This window comes from Planctomycetia bacterium, assembly GCA_021413845.1.
Lineage (GTDB): Bacteria > Planctomycetota > Planctomycetia > Pirellulales > PNKZ01 > PNKZ01.
In genome coordinates this window covers 1-17,728 of record JAIOPP010000030.1, presented here as the reverse complement: position 1 = coordinate 17,728, position 17,728 = coordinate 1, and the positions used below count along the sequence as shown (strand labels likewise).

General features: G+C 62.4%; 13 protein-coding genes and 1 pseudogene. 7 read left to right on the top strand and 7 right to left on the bottom strand.

From position 1 onward, the window contains the following. From K8U03_06975 to K8U03_06960, 4 genes are all read right to left on the bottom strand, one after another. A partial coding sequence (locus K8U03_06975) for an ABC transporter permease (protein MCE9604633.1) occupies nt 1-882 on the bottom strand: 882 nt, incomplete at its 3' end. 121 nt (nt 883-1,003) lie between these two features. Further along, complete coding sequence (locus tag K8U03_06970) at nt 1,004-1,711, bottom strand: ATP-binding cassette domain-containing protein (GenBank protein MCE9604632.1); 708 nt, start codon at nt 1,709-1,711, stop codon at nt 1,004-1,006. Between the two features lie 273 nt (nt 1,712-1,984). Further along, on the bottom strand, nt 1,985-3,289 hold the full coding sequence (locus K8U03_06965; protein ID MCE9604631.1) for a 3-deoxy-D-manno-octulosonic acid transferase: 1,305 nt from the start codon (nt 3,287-3,289) through the stop codon (nt 1,985-1,987). A gap of 72 nt (nt 3,290-3,361) precedes the next feature. Next, nucleotides 3,362-7,060, bottom strand: coding sequence for an SEC-C domain-containing protein (locus K8U03_06960; GenBank protein ID MCE9604630.1), 3,699 nt, complete (start codon nt 7,058-7,060; stop codon nt 3,362-3,364). Between the two features lie 521 nt (nt 7,061-7,581). Here K8U03_06960 and K8U03_06955 point away from each other — a divergent pair. From K8U03_06955 to ilvD, 7 genes and pseudogenes are all read left to right on the top strand, one after another. After that, nucleotides 7,582-8,340: pseudogene (locus tag K8U03_06955) on the top strand (MBL fold metallo-hydrolase). Further along, entirely contained in the window at nt 8,336-9,724 is a 1,389-nt protein-coding gene (locus tag K8U03_06950; protein ID MCE9604629.1) for a UDPGP type 1 family protein, read from the top strand. Before K8U03_06955 ends, K8U03_06950 begins: the two are co-directional and overlap by 5 nt. A gap of 70 nt (nt 9,725-9,794) precedes the next feature. Next, the gene (locus tag K8U03_06945; protein MCE9604628.1) at nt 9,795-10,898 is read left to right on the top strand and encodes a mannose-1-phosphate guanylyltransferase; all 1,104 of its coding nucleotides are present in this window, start codon (nt 9,795-9,797) and stop codon (nt 10,896-10,898) included. Nucleotides 10,899-11,027: 129 nt separating this feature from the next. Continuing rightward, nucleotides 11,028-12,056: a hypothetical protein gene (locus tag K8U03_06940; protein MCE9604627.1), complete on the top strand. Its 1,029-nt coding sequence runs from the start codon at nt 11,028-11,030 to the stop codon at nt 12,054-12,056. After that, a complete protein-coding gene (gene ruvX, locus K8U03_06935; protein ID MCE9604626.1) occupies nt 12,053-12,541 on the top strand; it encodes a Holliday junction resolvase RuvX in 489 nt (162 codons plus the stop codon). Before K8U03_06940 ends, ruvX begins: the two co-directional genes overlap by 4 nt. Further along, nucleotides 12,538-13,416, top strand: coding sequence for an SDR family oxidoreductase (locus K8U03_06930; protein ID MCE9604625.1), 879 nt, complete (start codon nt 12,538-12,540; stop codon nt 13,414-13,416). Before ruvX ends, K8U03_06930 begins: the two co-directional genes overlap by 4 nt. A 152-nt stretch (nt 13,417-13,568) precedes the next feature. After that, entirely contained in the window at nt 13,569-15,248 is a 1,680-nt protein-coding gene (gene ilvD, locus K8U03_06925; protein MCE9604624.1) for a dihydroxy-acid dehydratase, read from the top strand. Nucleotides 15,249-15,314: 66 nt separating this feature from the next. On the opposite strand, the gene K8U03_06920 is transcribed toward ilvD, so the two are convergent. The 3 genes from K8U03_06920 to hpnH form a co-directional block, all read right to left on the bottom strand. After that, nucleotides 15,315-15,653: a hypothetical protein gene (locus K8U03_06920; GenBank protein MCE9604623.1), complete on the bottom strand. Its 339-nt coding sequence runs from the start codon at nt 15,651-15,653 to the stop codon at nt 15,315-15,317. Nucleotides 15,654-15,739: 86 nt separating this feature from the next. Next, a complete protein-coding gene (locus K8U03_06915; protein ID MCE9604622.1) occupies nt 15,740-16,546 on the bottom strand; it encodes a hypothetical protein in 807 nt (268 codons plus the stop codon). Nucleotides 16,547-16,630: 84 nt separating this feature from the next. Continuing rightward, nucleotides 16,631-17,728 carry an adenosyl-hopene transferase HpnH gene (gene hpnH / locus K8U03_06910; GenBank protein ID MCE9604621.1) on the bottom strand — a complete coding sequence of 366 codons (1,098 nt, stop codon included), beginning with the start codon at nt 17,726-17,728 and terminating at the stop codon, nt 16,631-16,633.

Here is a 17,728-nt window from a genome sequence, read left to right as displayed (position 1 = left end):
TTTCTTCGTCGAACCCGATAGCGTGCTCAAGCCTTCGGCCGTTACGTCGAGCCGGCCCGGCCAAGCCTGCGTCAGCAATAGCAATCCGGCAGCCGCAGCCGCTAGAGACAACGTCCGAGCGAGATAATGCGGGCCCAGGCTCTGTCCATCGCGCCCGCCGACCCAATGCCGGCGACCGATCAACACGATCGAGAGATAGAGCATGATCGCCGTGATCGATGTGAAATACGCCATGCTGGAGAGGCTGCAGACCCCTTGGGTGAAGTCGCGCAATTGTTCGGCGATGCCGAACTTGCGAACCGCTGCGGCCCCGTCGCGCGTGAGGATCACCTCGACGTAATCCAGGCCGATCGGGATCGCGCAGAAGATCGCACCCAGTACGAAGCCGACCGTAATGTTGCTCGTCAAGAACGAGGCGACCATACCGATCGACAGCATCGCTAAGCCGACCATGAAGTAGCCCACATACGTGCTGAAGAACAACCCTTTATCCGGCTCGCCGAGGTTGCTGAGAATCGTGAAGTTGCACACCAGCGAGAAGAGCAAGGCCGTGGCGTAGATCGCGACCGCGGCTAGATATTTTCCCATCACGACGTCGAAGTCGGTCGCCGGAATCGTCAGCAGCAGTTCGTCGGTCCCTTGCCGGCGCTCTTCGGCCCAGATGCTCATCGTGATCGCGGGAATGAAGATGAGCATGATCAGCGGAAAGTATTTATTCAGCTGATCGAGGTTCGCCAAGTTGGACGTAAAGAATTCGTTCGGCCAAAACGCGGCCAGCGAACTCAACAACACGAATACGCAAATAAACACGTACCCGGTCGGGTTGAGGAAGTAGCTGGTGAAGTTGCGTTTGAAGATCGCGAGCAACACACTATGGTTCATGGCTACGCTTCGGGGCTGAGGATGAAATTCCGACTAAACGATCCGAACACCAACAATCGAACGGGACTCTCGGCGGGCGACGAGCGACACGTCGATTCGCTCCGCCGCACGCTGCGCCGCCTTACACGGCGGTCAACTCATGGAACTTCTCATCGAGCGAGCGACCGCCCGACTTCAACTGGTCGGGGGTGCCGTCGAATCGGACACGGCCTTCGTTGATGAAGATCACGCGCGAACACATCGCCTCGACTTCTTGCATGATGTGCGTCGAGAGCAAGATGGTCTTGTTCTGCCCGAGCCGACGAATCATGTCGCGCACTTCCCGAATCTGGTTCGGGTCGAGGCCGGCCGTCGGTTCGTCGAGAATCAAGACTTCGGGATCGTGCAACAAGGCCTGCGCCATGCCGACGCGCTGCCGATACCCCTTCGAGAGCTTCGCGATCGGCTTGCCGACCACGGTCTTCAAGCGGCAAAGTTCGATCACCTGCTCGATGCGTTTGTCGCGCAACCCGCGTTGCATGCCGCGCGCATCGCCGAAGAACTCCAGCAGCTTGCGCGGCGTCATGTCCGGGTAGAGCGGGCCGTTTTCCGGCAAGTAGCCGAGCTTCGTCGCTCCGGCCAGCCGGTCGCTTCCCATGTCGTGGCCGGCGATGAACGCTCGGCCGGTCGACGGGGCCAAGTAGCCCGTCAGCAGCTTCATCGTCGTGCTCTTCCCGGCACCGTTAGGGCCGAGAAACGCGACGACCTCCCCCTGACCGATCTGAAAGCTCACATCGCGACAGGCTGCGAATTGCCCGTAGTATTTCGACAGCTTAACGGCTTCGATCATCACCGGGCGGGTGGATGTCGCCGCAGGTTTCGATTCGTTCATCGTCGTCTGATCGGATCTCGTAAGAGACCGATTCCTATAAGTAACAATGTAAGTCTGAGAAAGGACCGCAGACGGTTACACGGGGGCGATGCGTCGCAGACGACGCTTCCGGCGGGCTTATAATAGGCCTTCGGAGGGCCGTTGCCAACCGGTCGGGGGCGGTTATCCGCCGAGTCGCCGGCCTTCCGGCGATACGTTGCCGCCGCCGGAGCCTTCTTGCAAAAAAAATCGCTAAGCCGCGCGCCGCGCTGCCGCGGCTTCTGCCACCAGCGGCAACAGCAGACGGGCCGTCCGGTTCGTCGCTCCGCGGTTCGCCGCAACGAGTTCCCGCGCACGCTCCCCCAACTCCGACGCAAAGCCGGGCTCCGACAAGCACCGGCGTACGAAAGCAGTCAGACCGGCCGGATCGGGCACGACTTCGGCCGCGCCTCCCTCAACGAGTGCCGCGGCGATATCGCGGAAGTTCCAGGTGTTCGGCCCGAACGAGACCGCGGCTCCGTAACCGGCCGGTTCGAGCATGTTCTGGCCGCCCCGATCGCCGAAACTTCCGCCGACGAACGCGATTCGAGCGAGCCCCCACCAAGCGCCGAGTTCGCCGATCGCATCGACCAGCAGCACCTGCCAAGCCTCGTTGTTTCCTGGGTGAGCGAGTTCCGAGCGCCGGCGAAATACGAAACCCGAGCGTCTCCCCAACTCCGCGACTTCCTCGAACCGATCCGGATGCCGCGGCACTAAGATGAGCTTGAGCTTAGGGAAATCGACGACCGCGGCCCGATAGGCCTCGAGTGCCGCTGCTTCTTCTCCCTCTTGCGTGCTGCCGGCGAGAAACACGACTTCGTCGGAGCGGATGCCGGCCAGTTCCGCGAGCCGGAGCGTATGCGGATTGCGACGATCGCTCGCGGCGCCGTCGAACTTGAGCGAGCCCGTCACGGAGAGCCGCGCCGGTTCGCAACCGAGTTCGAGAAAGCGCGACCGATACTCCTCGTTTTGCACGGCCACGACATCGAGCCGCGACAGCAAACGCCGCATCAAGAACCGCACCTTGCGATAGCCGCGAAAGCTCCGTTCCCCTAAGCGCCCGTTGACGACGGCCACCGGCACATTCGCCTGCTTCGCCGCAGCGATCAGGTTCGGCCAGAGTTCCAATTCGGCCAGCACGAGCATGCTCGGTCGAAGTCGTCGCATGGCTGCGCGCACGGCCCAACTGAAATCGAGCGGGCAATAGAAGCTCAAGAGGTCGGGATACTTTTTGCGAGCCGTTTCCAGGCCGGTCTGCGTCGTGGTCGACAACACGACGCGCCATGTCGGCCGCTCGGCACGCAGCTGCTTAACGAGCGACGCCACGAGCATCACCTCGCCGACGCTCACGGCATGCACCCACACGCAAGGTTCCGAGCCGGCGCGCTTCGGCACGAGCCCGAGCAACTTTTCCGCAAAGCCTTGGCGATACTTTTTCTTACGGACCGAGGCATACACGAGCCACGGCGAAGCCGCGACGAGCAGCGCCAGATAGAGCAGGTTCAACAGATAGGCCATGGGAATCCGTTCCCGAAAGTCATCATCAAGCCAAGTAACTCGCCGAGCGTCGTAGCCGGCGGAAGCTCGCGCCTAGCCGCCGTCGCGGTGCATGTGGCATTGCTTGTATTTCTTGCCGCTGCCGCAAGGGCAGGGGTCGTTCCGTCCAACTTGCGGCCCGCGATTGCGAATCGGCTCGACCGGCGCGGAGCCGGCTTCGGAATTCTGCACGGCTTGCTGCTGGTCCGAGGTCGCGATGCTCGCGTCCGGCGATTCGTGAACCGCTTTGCTTTCGACCCAGGTCGAGCCGATGAAATCTTCGCTGAGCTGTTCGACGCGGAAGACCATGTCGGTCGTTTGATCGCCGATGTTGTCCCACATCGTTTCGAACGTCCGCATCCCTTCGCGACGATACTCCACCTTCGGATCGACTTGCGCGTAGCCTCGCATACTCACGCTCGACCGCAAATGATCCATCGCCAATAGATGGTCTTTCCAGGCGGCATCGAGCACGAACAACACCAGCCGACGCTCCATGCCCCGAATTTCCGGGCGATACCGATCTTCGACCGCGCCGGTCACGCGGCGTTCGAGCGTGTCGCGATCCATCGAGCCGATCTCTTCCGGCTCGAGCGGACTTTCCAAATCGTTCCGCATCCAATCGACGAACGACGTCAGCACGCCGTTGCCGCCCGAAGCGGTGGCGGCCGAAAGATTGGCTTCGTGCGACGAACCGAAGATGCGCTCGATGCGCGACTGCGCGTCTTTCAGCGCCGTCTCGGCTTTCGCTTGGTACTTGCGGCTGTTGTCGACCAAGAGATCGCGAATCTCGTCCCGTTGCTTGTTCTTCAGATCGTCGAGCGCGAGCTCGACGTCGAACCGCTCGCGAGCCCAAGCGACGATCCCTTCGCGGTCGTATTTCTTCTGCTCCCCTTCGGCGCCGCGCGAGAAGTGCAGCAACCCGGCGAGCACCGGATACTCCGCTTCCTTCTGATCGTAAGCGGCCAGCACCCGGGCCAGCACCAGCTTCTTCACCGTCGCCAGGTCGAGCCCGCGAATCTCTTCGGGAGCGAGTTCGATGGTGAACTTCTGCCGCATCCAAGCACATACGGAGAACACCGGGAAATCGGCATCCAAGAACTTCGAGCCTTCGGACAGGTCGACCTTCTCGATCGCGTCCGTTACTTTTTCGATGACCATCTCGGCGACCCCGTCGCGGCCGACTTTCTTCAAGTCGCGATCGCGGAGGCTCAGCCCCCAGCGCGCGTCGACGAACTTCGCGAGCGCTTCCCAGTTCCATTCCTTTTCGTCTTCGCCGTCGGGCAGGTTCTCTTCGATGGCGTCGTGCAGTTGGCTTTCGACTTGCCGCTGCGCTTCGTCGCGCGCCCGGCGCTCGGCTTGCTCGCCGTCGAGGCCGCGGAAATCTCCCGGTTCGAGTTCGACGCCGAGAATATGACCGGCCCACTTCGCGTAGGTGCTGGTGCCGTAGTCGCGGTCGAGCATTTCGTCGAGCCGACGGTCGACGAGTTTTTGAATCATGTCGAGGATGACGTACTTGCAGTTCACGCCGTCGAGCAGTTGCTGGCGGAAGCCGTAGACGCGTTTGCGCTGCTCGTCCATCACTTCGTCGTACTCGAGCAGGTTCTTACGAACTTCGAAGTTGCGCTCTTCGACTTTCTTCTGCGCCCCTTCGATCCGTCGCGAGACCATCTTGCTTTCGATCGCTTCTCCCTCTTGCATGCCGAGGCGCGTCAGCACGTTCTTCACCCATTCGCCGGCGAAGATCCGCATCAGGTCGTCTTCGAGCGAGAGGAAGAAACGGGACGAGCCGGGATCTCCCTGACGACCGCAACGGCCGCGCAGCTGTAAGTCGATCCGGCGCGCTTCGTGGCGCTCCGTGCCGATCACGTGCAACCCGCCGAGACCGCGGACCATCACCCCTTCGGGCTTCATCTGCTCCCGGGCTTCGATCTCCGCGACCAAGCGGTTCCATTCGTCTTGCGGCACGTCGAGGCGCGACTCGTACTTCGCTTGTAGTTGAGCCCAGGCCATCGTCTCGGGATTGCCGCCGAGGATGATGTCGGTACCGCGACCGGCCATGTTCGTGGCGATCGTCACGGCGTTGAATCGTCCGGCTTGCGAAATGATTTCCGCTTCTCGTTGGTGGTGCTTCGCATTGAGCACTTCATGCTTGATGCCCCGGCGATTGAGCATCGAGCTGATGAGCTCGCTCTTCTCGATGCTGACGGTGCCGACCAGCACGGGACGCCCCTTACGGCGAATCTTTTTGATCGTCGACTTCGCTATCGGCCGCTTCTCCTTCGATTCGCTTTCCGTGAACACCACTTCGTTGTCGTCTTCGCGGGCGATCGTGCCGACGAGGAACTTCCCGTCGTTCAAGTCGAGCTGGTCCCACTTGTGGAGCGATTCGATTTCGTCGCAGATCGCTTCGTATTTCTCACGTTCGGTGCGATAGATCGTGTCTTGAAAATTGACGCGAATCGAGGGCTTATTCGTCGGGATCGCGATCACGTCGAGCTTGTAGATTTTCCAAAGCTCGTTGGCTTCGGTCATCGCCGTGCCGGTCATACCGCTGATCTTCTTGTACATCTTGAAGAAGTTTTGCAGCGTGACGGTCGCATAGGTTTGCGACTCTTTCTTGATCTTCACTCCTTCTTTCGCTTCCACGGCTTGATGCAGCCCGTCGCTCCATTGACGACCTTGCATCAACCGGCCGGTGAACTCGTCGACGATCACGACTTCGCCGTCTTGCACGACGTAGTTCACGTCGCGCTTGTAAAGATGATGAGCCTTGAGCGCGTTGTCGATCAGGTGCGGCCAGTGCATGTTGCCGGCCGTGTAGAAGCTTTCGACGCCGGCCAAGCGCTCGGCCTCGCGCACGCCGTCTCCGTTCAGATGCGCGGTGTGTTCCTTCTCTTTCACTTCGAAGTGGACGTCGCGCTTCAACTGCCGCGCGATCTTTTCGGCCACGGCGTATTTTTCGACGTCGTCGTTCGCGGGGCCCGAGATGATGAGCGGCGTTCGAGCTTCGTCGACGAGGATGTTGTCGACTTCGTCGATGATCGCGTAGTTGAGCACGCGCTGCACTTGCTGCTCGAAGGCGTCGAACCGCTTGTCGCCATGCGCGGCCGGCTTCATGTTGTCGCGCAGGTAGTCGAAGCCGAATTCGTTGTTCGTGCCGTAGGTGATGTCGCACAGATAAGCGCGCTGCCGTTCGGCCGGATCCATGTCGTTGTAGATCGCGCCGACCGTCAGACCCAGGCCCATATAGACCGGGCCCATCCATTCCATATCGCGGCGGGCCAAGTAGCTGTTGACCGTGACGACGTGGACCCCTTTCCCTTCGAGCGCGTTGAGATACGCCGGCAACGTGGCGACGAGAGTTTTCCCTTCGCCGGTCGCCATTTCGCCGATCGCGCCGCTATGCAACACCATGCCGCCGATCAATTGCACGTCGTAATGGCGCAAGCCGATGAACCGGCGACTCGCCTCACGGCAGACGGCGAACGCTTCGGCCAAGATGTCGTCGAGCGTTTGCCCGGCGGCCAAGCGCTCGCGAAACTTCACGGTCTGCTGGCGCAGCTCGTCGTCGGTCAACCCCTGGTACTTCGGCTCCAGTTGGTTGATCGCCGCGACTTTCGGCTGTAACTTCTTGATATAACGAGCGTTCGACGAGCCGAATAAGGCCGTGAGCGTGCGCTCGAACGAGCGGCCGAGGCCCCCGAACACGCTGCCCGTAACGTCGCCGACCGCACTAAGTACCTGTTGCATGGCAATCCAAACCGCTGTGACGATTGTCGCTGTATCTGTACTGAAATTCGCTGAAACGAAATTCGCCGGAAAAGAAGCCGCCTCGGCCCTACGGTACCGCCGAAGAAGGCCGAACCCTTGGCCTACCGAGGCATTCCCTGCCGATCCAAGCACCGCTATCAAGCTCGACGCAGCCCCGGCGACCGCACAACGAGCGACCGATCCGGCTGCGCAAGATATTCCGTTACCTCAATTTATAGGTTTGCTCCGGAGGGGTCAATAACGGTTCGGCCGGGCGCCGCAGCGGGTAACTTGTGTTCCGATTTGATGTTAGCGAGTTTCTGTGGCCCCCAAAGCGCGATGCCTTGTCGATCGTCGGGCTCGCCGCGATACTAAATCAACCTTAAGCAGCAGTTAAGCAGTTGCAGACTCGTCCCTTAGCGTTTTCCGAACGATCCTCCGTACCCTACGCCCCTCGTTCCTCATCGCCGGTTCCTATGGCGCACCAGCCGCTCGCAAATCCGGCCCAGTTGCACGGGAAGATGATCTTCCTCGGGACCGGAACGAGCGTCGGCGTTCCCACGCTCGGCTGCGGTTGCCCGGTCTGCCAAAGTACCGATCCGCGCAACAACCGAACTCGCTGCAGCCTCGTCGTCGGCCTGCCCGACGGAACGCTCCTCATCGACACCACCCCCGACATGAGGGCCCAACTCCTGCGCGAACGGGTCGACCTCGTCCATGCCGTGCTCTATACGCACGAACACGCCGACCATCTCTTCGGCCTCGACGACCTGCGCGTGTTTCCTTATTACCTCGGCCATCGGCTGCCGCTGTATTGCGAAGAGCAAGTCGAGGCGCGCATCCGCAAATCGTTCGACTATGCGTTCGGTGCGGAAGCGGAAACGAGCCAAGCCTCCTACCCGAAGCTGACGTTCGAGCGCATCGGCTTGGAGCCGTTTCACGTCTTGGGGGCGAAGATCATCCCGATTCGGCTGTACCACGGCCGTTTCCGCGTGCTCGGCTTCCGCATCGGCAACATCGCCTACTGCACCGACGTGAACGGTATTCCCGACGAAAGCTGGCCCCTCCTGGAAGGGCTCGATCTGTTTATCGTCGACGCGCTCCGCAGCCAATTCCATCCCACGCACTTCAGCCTCACGCAAGCGGTCGAGGCGGCGAAGCGCGTCGGAGCCAAGCGCACGTTGTTCACACACATGGCTCACGACCTGGAACACGTCGCCACGAACGCTTTGTTGCCGGCCGGAATGGAACTCGCCTACGACGGCCTTCAGATCGATCTTCGAGACGCTCAAAAAGCTCTTAACACAGCACGATCAACAACATTTGCTCGCGCACTGGCCGCGGCTTTCCCCGGCCGAGCGCGAGCAACTCGCCGCGCAGATTCGCGACATCGACTTCCCCCGCATCGCCAAGCTCGCCAAAGGGGAATCGAAGAGCGAAGACTGGGGCGCGCTTTCGGCCCGCGCGAAGTCGCCCCGCGCGATTCGTCTCCAGGGAACGAAGGAATTCTCCCCGGCCGATGCGCGCCGCCGCGGCGCAGAAGCGCTGCGGGCCGGAGAAGTCGGCGCGGTGCTCGTCGCCGGAGGGCAGGGGACACGCCTCGGCTTCGATCATCCGAAAGGGATGTACCCCATCGGGCCCGTCTCCGAGTGCCCGCTGTTTCAAATTCTGTTCGAGAAACTCATCGCGGTCGGGCGGCGCTACGGCGTCCGCATCCCGCTGTTTCTGATGACGAGCCCGGCGACGCATGCCGAGACGATCGAATTCCTCGACCAACACGACCGTTTCGGCCTCGCCGTAGACGATCTGGTCGTCTTCTGCCAAGGGACGATGCCGGCCGTCGATGAGCGAACCGGCAACTTACTGCTCGCCTCGCCGAGCGAGCTCGCGCTGAGTCCCGATGGTCACGGCGGGCTGCTCGCCGCGCTCGGCCGAAGCGCCGCGCCGAAGATCATTCGCGAGCGCGGCATCAAGCACTTGTTCTACTTTCAAGTCGACAACCCGTTGGTCGCGATGTGCGATCCGGAGTTCCTCGGCTACCACTTGCTGGCCGGCAGCCAAGCGTCGACGCAAGTGGTCGCGAAGCTCGATCCGGCGGAGCGCGTCGGCGTCGTCGCCGAGATCGACGGGCGAGCGCAGATCATCGAGTACAGCGATCTTCCGGCAAGCGAAGCCGCGCGGCGCGGGCCCGACGGTTCACTCGAGCTGTGGGCCGGCAACACGGCAGTGCATGTGTTCGACGCCGAGTTTCTGCTGCGGATGAGCAGCGGCGACGGGCAGCTGCCGTTTCACGTCGCGCGCAAGAAAGTACCGCACATCGACGCCTCAGGCCAAGAGATCGAACCGCAAGAACCGAACGCGCTGAAGTTCGAGCGGTTCATCTTCGATCTTCTGCCGGCCGCGAAGCAAACGATCGTCGTCGAAGTCGACCCGGCCGAAGCCTTCGCTCCGCTCAAGAACGCAGCAGGCTCGAAAACCGATTCGCCCGAGCTCTGCCGCGCGGCGATCAGCGCGCAACATCGCCGTCGCCTGCGCGAAGCCGGCTTCGAGATCGGGGACGATGTGCCGGTGGAGATCAGCCCGCTCTATGCGCTCGACGCCGCCGATCTGAAAACGAAGCTCAAGCCCGGCACGAAGTTCGAGCTGCCGACGCATTTGCATTAGGCCTTCTCGCCCCATCCATTTTTATTCTCGCCACGCAAACACGCACCTCAAGCACGCACATCAAGCACACATGCTCCACGCTCTCATCATGGCCGGCGGATCCGGCACGCGTTTCTGGCCGGAAAGCCGGCGGGCGACCCCGAAACAACTCTTGCCGCTCGTCGATGCCCGCTCCATGCTGCGCGGCACGGTCGACCGCCTCGCGCCGCTGATCACCAGCGACCGCGTGTGGCTTTCGATCGGCAGCGGGCTCGCGCCGGCCGTGCGCGCGGAGTTGCCGGAGATCGCGGAGAAGAACTACGTCGTCGAACCGTTTCAGCGCAACACGGCCCCGTGCATCGGGCTCGCCGCGCTCCGGATGCTGCGCGAAGACGCCGACGCGACGATGGTCGTCCTCCCGGCCGATCACGCGATTCGCGATAAGCCGGCCTTTCAGCGTGCGCTGGTCCTCGCGGAAAAACTCGCCGGCAAGCTTCGCAAACAAATCGTCACGTTCGGCATTAAGCCGACGTACCCGTCGGAGAGCTTCGGCTATATCGAACGAGGCGAAACCATCACGCCGCCGCAAGGGGCGTTCGTCGCGCTGGCCGCCGAGATGGAGGTGTTTCAAGTCGTCCGCTTTACGGAGAAGCCGAAGCTCGAACAGGCCCGCGAGTTTCTCGCTTCGGGCAAGTTCTACTGGAACTCCGGCATGTTCGTCTGGCGGGCCGATGTGATCGTCGACGCGCTCCGGCTGCATCAACCGGAGATGCTCGCGCGGCTCGAAACGATCGTCGCCGCGTTCGGCACTCCGGAGTACGACGCCGTGCTCGAGCGCGAGTTTGCGCAGATCACGAGCATCTCGATCGACTACGCGGTGATGGAACATGCGAAGCAGATTTCGGTGATCGAAGCGCCGTTCGATTGGGACGACGTCGGCAGTTGGCAATCGCTCGCGCGGCTCCGCGGAACCGACGTCGACGGCAACACGATCGTCGGCCGGCATCTGGGGCTCGACACGAAAGACACGATCGTGCGCACGTCGGACGACCACCTCGTCGTCACGCTCGGCTTGAAGAACGCCCTGGTCGTGCACACGCCGGACGCGACCTTCGTGGCCGACAAGAACGACGAGGAGTCCATCCGCAAGCTCGTGAAAATGCTCGACGAAAAAGGCTGGAAAGACGTGCTTTAACGAAGTTTCCGGCGAAGCGGCCCCCTGGCGGCGACGCGATTTGACCCCAGTGCTAGAATAAACAAACGTCTCCGACGCCTCAGGCCGATCATCCCGATATCGAATCAAACTCCTCGGCGTACCCTCCCGATGCTCAAACGCACCTTCTCGCTCGCGGTCGTGTTGCTCGCGCATTGGAACGGCAAGGTCACGCTCGCCGAGGAAGGGAAAGCCGTCGGCGCGCCGCCGAACTGGGAGCTGCCGACGTTCGGCGGCTTGCAATACTGGGCCGACGAGCAAGTCTTCTACGACTATCGCATCCAGCGCCACGTTTCGACCGGCCACTATCGGCTGCTCGACGGCCGCGACGAACGCTACGCCTGGGGGACCTTCGAGCAATGCCGCGAGAAGCTCGCCGAGATCAAGCAGACATACAAGCTTGCGCCGCTTCCGAAGCATGTCGTGCTCGTGTTGCACGGCATGGCGCGCACGCGACATTCGATGACGCCGCTGGCGCAGCACTTGCGCGACCAAGGTAAGTACACGGTTCTTCAAGTCGGCTACCCGAGCACGCGCGAATCGATTCCCGACCATGCCGCTTCGCTCGGCCGACTGATTCGCCGGCTCGAAGGGGTCGAAACGGTCGACGTCGTCGCCTATAGCATGGGCAACCTCGTCACGCGGCATTGGCTCGGCGATGTCGCCGCCGAAGCTACGCTGCCCGGTGCAGAGCAAGTCGTCGCAGCTCCGCTCCCACGCTTGCGCCGCTACGTCATGCTCGGCCCGCCGAACCAAGGGGCTCAGCGGGCGAACCTGTGGGCCGAGTCGCAAGTCGGTCGCGAGTTGTTCAAGTTCGTCGTCGGCGACGGCGGCGAGCAGCTTGGGCCCCGCTTCAACGAAATCAAGGGGAAGCTCGCGATCCCCGCGTGCGAATTCGGCATCCTCGCCGGCGGCAAGGGAGACGGCAAAGGTTGGCACGACGGCATCGACGGCGACGACGACGGCACGGTCGGAGTCGATGAGACGAAGCTGCCCGGCGCGGCCGACTTCGCGATCGTTCCGCTGCGTCACATGAAGCTCATCTCCGAACAGGAATCGCATCGCCGGACGTTGCAATTCCTGCAACACGGCCACTTCACGACCGCCGAGCTTCGCACTCCGCTGCCGCGCTTGCCATGAGCGACGATGCGACGACGAAGCAGCCGCACGGTCGGATCGCGGCCGTCGATTACGGCACTGTGCGCATCGGTGTGGCAGTGAGCAACGCGAGCCAAACGCTGGCGAGCCCTTACGACAACTACACGCGCCGCACCCGCCCCCTCGATGCCGAATACTTCCGTAAGCTCGCGAAAGAAGAAAGCATCGCCCGCTTCGTCGTCGGACTCCCCGTCCATACGAGCGGACGCGCGAGTGAAAAGTCGGTCGAAGCGAAAGCCTTCGGCGCATGGCTCGGCGAACTGACGGGCCTGCCGATCGACTTCTTCGACGAACGCTACACGACCTCGATCGCGCAGCAAATGCTCGCGGATCAGCAAGTGCCGCCGAAGCGCCGCAAGGAACGACTCGACAAACTCGCCGCGCAGATTCTGCTCACGGCGTATCTCGAGTCGACCGAGCGCGGCAACGCCGTGCCTCAAGCGCTCGACGACGAGCCGAAATCATGAAACTTCTGTTCGGCCACGGTTATCTCGGCTCGCGCGTGGCGCGGTTGTGGCGCGAGGCCGGTTCGCCGGTGACCGTGGTTACTCGTAGCGAAGAGAAAGCCCGAGAGTTGCGCAACGACGGCTACGGGGCGATCGTCGCCGATGTCGGCGACCCGCGCTCGCTCGCGCATCTGCCGCCGGCCGAAACGGTCCTCTTCACCGTCGGCTACGATCGCAAAAGTTCACAGACTGCGTCGATCCACGATGTTTACGCCGGGGGTGTCGGCAACGTACTCGCGGCGCTCGCGTCGACCGGCTCGTCGGCTCCTGCGAAGTTCATCTATATCAGCTCGACCGGCGTCTACGGCGATGCCGAAGGGGATTGGGTCGATGAGCGAACCGAGTGCCGGCCGGTGCGCGAAGGGGGCAAAGCCTGCCTCGCGGCCGAGCAAGCGATCGCGGCGCATCCGCTCGGTGCGAATGCCGTGGTGTTGCGTCTCGCCGGCATCTACGGCCCCGGCCGGATCCCGCGCCGCGAGCCGCTCTTGCGCGGCGAGCCGATCGATGCTCCGGCCGATGGCTATCTCAACTTGATCCATGTCGACGATGCGGCCCGCGTGGCGGTTGCCGTCGAGCAAGCTCGGACTCCGGCGACCTACTGCGTAGCCGATGGTCGGCCTGGCCTGCGGCGCGAGTATTACGGCGAATTGGCCCGGTTGCTGAACGCCCCCGAACCGAAATTCGCCGCGCCGTGTCTCGATTCGCCGGCGGCGCTGCGTGCGGCTTCCGATAAGCGGATCTCCAACGCAAAGCTGCTCCGCGAGATCGACTGCGAGCTGCGGTTTCCGTCGTTTCGCGAAGGGCTCGCGGCGATCGTAGCGATGGACTCTCCGTAACGCCGCGTTGACGGAAACGGCCGGTTCACACCGGCCGCTCGCCTCGGAAGCTATCGTAGCCTTTACGCCGAGCCCGGTTCGACGATAATGGCAACCTTCGTTTCCCTAATTGCCGAAGCATTCGCTGCCTTTAGCCTTTTCCGGAGTTCGTCATGGCCGGCCCGTTGAATAAGTTCAGCTCTCGCATCACGCAGCCCAAGAGCCAAGGGGCGTCGCAAGCGATGCTCTACGGCACCGGCCTCACCGAAGCCGACATGAACAAAGCGCAAGTCGGCATCACGAGCCTGTGGTACGAAGGGAACACCTGCAACATGCACCTCAACGTCTTGGCCGATAAGGTTAAGGAAGGAGTCACCGCCGCAGGGCTCGTTGGCATGCGCTTCAACACGATCGGCGTGAGCGACGGCATCTCGATGGGGACCGACGGCATGAGCTACTCGCTTCAATCGCGCGACCTGATCGCCGATTCGATCGAGACCGTGATGGGAGCCCAATGGTACGACGCCAACATCTCGCTCCCCGGCTGCGATAAGAACATGCCCGGCTGCGTCATGGCGATGGGCCGGCTGAATCGTCCGGCGATCATGATCTACGGCGGCACGATCAAGCCCGGCCATGCCGACGGCGAAACGCTCGACGTCGTCTCGGCGTTTCAATGCTTCGGCCAATGGCTCGCCGGCCGAATCAGCGAAGAAAAGCGCAAGGAGATCGTCCGTTGCAGCATTCCCGGAGCAGGCGCCTGCGGCGGGATGTATACCGCCAATACGATGGCTTCGGCCATCGAAGCGCTCGGCATGTCGCTGCCGTATAGCTCTTCGATTCCGGCCGAAGATCCGCTCAAGCATGACGAGTGCTTCCGCGCCGGCAAGGCGATCTTGCATCTCTTAGAGATCGACCTCAAGCCGCGCGACATCATGACTCGCGCCGCATTCGAGAACGCGATGGTCGTCGTCATGGCGACCGGCGGCTCGACGAACGCCGTGCTGCATCTTATCGCAATGGCCCGCGCCGTCGACGTGCCGCTGTCGATCGACGACTTCCAAAAGGTGAGCGATCGAATTCCTTATCTGTGCGACTTGAAGCCGAGCGGCAAGTATGTGTTCGAGGATCTGCACAAAGTCGGCGGCACGCCGGCCGTGATGAAGTATCTGTTGTCGAAGGGCTTGCTCGACGGCAGCTGCATGACGGTCACCGGTAAGACGATGGCCGAAAACCTCAAAGATCTGCCGGACCTCACGCCGGGCCAAGACATCGTCCACACGCTCGAGCACCCGATTAAGGCTTCCGGCCACATCCGCATTCTTAAGGGCAATCTGGCCCCTGAGGGCGCCGTGGCGAAGATCACCGGCAAGGAAGGTCTCGTTTTCACCGGGCCGGCGAAGGTGTACGACTCGGAAGAAGACATGCTCGCCGCGCTCGAGAAGAAAGAGCTCGGCAAGGGAGATGTGATCGTCATTCGTTACGAAGGCCCGAAGGGAGGCCCCGGCATGCCGGAAATGCTCACGCCGACTTCGGCGATCATGGGGGCAGGGCTCGGCGAATACGTGGCACTGTTGACCGACGGCCGGTTCTCCGGCGGGTCGCACGGCTTCATCGTCGGCCACATCACGCCCGAGGCCCAAGAGGGAGGGCCGATCGCACTCATCAAGACCGGCGATGTCGTGACGATCGACGCCGAGACGAACACTTTGGCGGTCGACCTCAGCGCGGAGGAACTCAAGAAGCGCCGCGCCGCTTGGAAAGCCCCGCCGCTGAAATCGACCCGCGGCACGCTTTATAAGTACATCAAGAACGTGAAGAGCGCCAGTGAAGGGTGCGTGACGGACGAGTGACGGAAGGGGTCAGCGGTCGGAGGTCGGGGGTCAGTTGAGAAGTTCTTCTCCCTGCAGGGAGAAGAGTTAGTCGCACAGGCGAATCTCGAGTCGGACTTCGCCTCGTCGGCCCGTCGGTTCTGCGGCGGTGACGATGACGAGTTCGTTGCGCGTGGCGACGAGGCGGGTGACGTCGCTCGACCATGCGGGCCCTTGCTCTGCTGCGTCGTTACTTTCCACGGCCTTGAGTTCCGTGCCGTTCAGCGAGACGGTCGTGAGCCCGACGGCTCCTTCTATGACGATCCAAACTTGTTCGCGTGGGCCGAGGCCGGTCGGGGTGTTGAAGAAGCGACGATGCCGCGTCGAGCCCTCGCCGGACGGTTCGGATTCCCAGGGCTCGCGGAGACGGATGGGGTGGGGATACACAGGGGTCGGGGGTCAAAAAAAAAGCAGAAGGCAGAAACTAGAAACCAGAAAGAATGAGGAAGGCTATTTAGCGGCGAGACGTGTTGTTACTCGCTTGCGATTTCGCGGTTGTTATCGCTGGGGCGCGTGAGTGGAAGTTTTTCCATTACGCGGGCCAAGTGCTTCGCCAGCGTGTCGCTTGTCGTCAGCGCGTTCTCTTGCAAGCGGAGCATGTCTTTCACGCTGCTGGGTCGGCGCCAGAGCGCGCCGACGACTGCGCCGAACGTGCCCGCCGCACTTTTTTGTCGCATCAGCGGTTCGAGGTCGAGCGGCAGGTCTTCGTCGACCGGATCGCTCACGACGCGCAGCACCAACAGCGGCACGCCGCGACGCAGGCAAACTTCGGCCACACCCGACGATTCCATTTCGCAGGCCAGTGCGCCGGTCGCCGCGCCGAGCGCATGCTTAGCGGCGCTCTTCGCGATGATCCGGTCGACCGTCGTCAGCGGGCCGACATGCTCCGCCGCGGGTACGCCGGCTGCCGCGGCTTCGGCGATCCGGCGGCGCAGCTCGTCGGTCCATTCGGGCCGATCGTGAAAAGCATCGGCGGCGACGATCTGGTTGCGGGCCAGTTGCGGCACGAGCCCGCCGCAGAAGCCGGCCGAGATGATCCACTGCGGCCGGTGCCCATCGATCAGCGCTTCACAAGCATGCGCGCCTGCCGCCCGTCCGACGCCCGACGTGACGCAGACGATCGAACGGCCCGCGGCTGAGCTGCCCTTGAAGATGCCGCGGCGGATCTTCAAGCCGGCTGCTTCGTAGTATTCGATCTCGGTGAGTAGATCTTCCGTGCAGCCTTGCTCGGCTTGCAGCGCGAAGATGAGACCGATATCGCAAGCGGAGGTTGGTGGCATGGCGATATGCTATGCGATCGCATGACGCAATGCGAAGTAGGAAATGATAAGTGCCGGAAGAAACTCGGCTGTCGGTTACGCGAACTATTTTAGGACCGGGAGCTCCAGCCGGCCGGACTCCGTGCGGTGAACCGTCGTGGTGCCGCCGGTCGAATCGCCGGAGATGCGTACCGAGGCGACTTCCGGCAGCGGCTTGCCGCGCGTCGGGCCGAAGAGGCTCACGCGGGCCGTGCGTAGGAAGCCGGCGAGCGAGCCGAACGTGCTCGTTACGGCGCTCGGTTCGTAGCCGGAGTGGACCATGCAATCGCGGCACTTCGGGTTGCCGCTCTTGCAGCCGTAATCGGCCCAAGCGGTGGTGTCGAGCAGTTCTTGAAACGACTCGCAGTAGCCTTCACCGACCAAGTAGCAGGGCTTCTGCCACCCGAAGACGTTGTACGTCGGGTTGCCCCAGGGGGTGCATTCGAGGTCCCACTTGCCTTGCAGGAATTCGAGGAACAGCGGCGACTGATTGAAGACCCAACCCTTCGGCTTCTCGAACAGGTTGCGAAAGAGGCGGATCGTTTTTTCGCGGCGGAGGAAGTGTTCTTGGTCGGGAGCTTTTTCGTAGCTGTAGCCGGGAGAGATCATCATCCCTTCGACGCCGAGCTTGGTCATGTCGTCGAAGAAGCCGCGGATGCGGTTCGGATCGGCGCCGTCGAAGAGCGTGGTGTTCGTGGTGACGCGGAAGCCGGCCTTCAAGGCGAGGCGGATCGCTTCGGCGGCGATGTCGTAGGTTCCTTCGCGACAGACGGCGTGGTCGTGTTCTTCGCGCGGGCCATCCATGTGGACCGAGAAAGTCAGGTACTTCGACGGCTTGAACCGTGGCAGAAACTCGGCGAGCTTCAGGGCGTTCGTGCAAAGGTAAATGTACTTCTTCCGCGCGACCAACCCCTCGACGATCTCGACGATCTGCGGGTGCAGCAAGGGCTCGCCGCCGGGGATGGAAACCATCGGCGCGCCGCATTCGTCGACGGCGCGAAAGCATTGCTCGGGCGAAAGATTCTTCTTCAAGATGTCGGCCGGGAACTGAATCTTGCCACAGCCGGCGCAAGCGAGGTTGCAACGAAACAGCGGCTCGAGCATCAAGACGAGCGGATACCGCTTCATGCCGCGCAGCCGCATGCGGAGTACATACGACGCCAC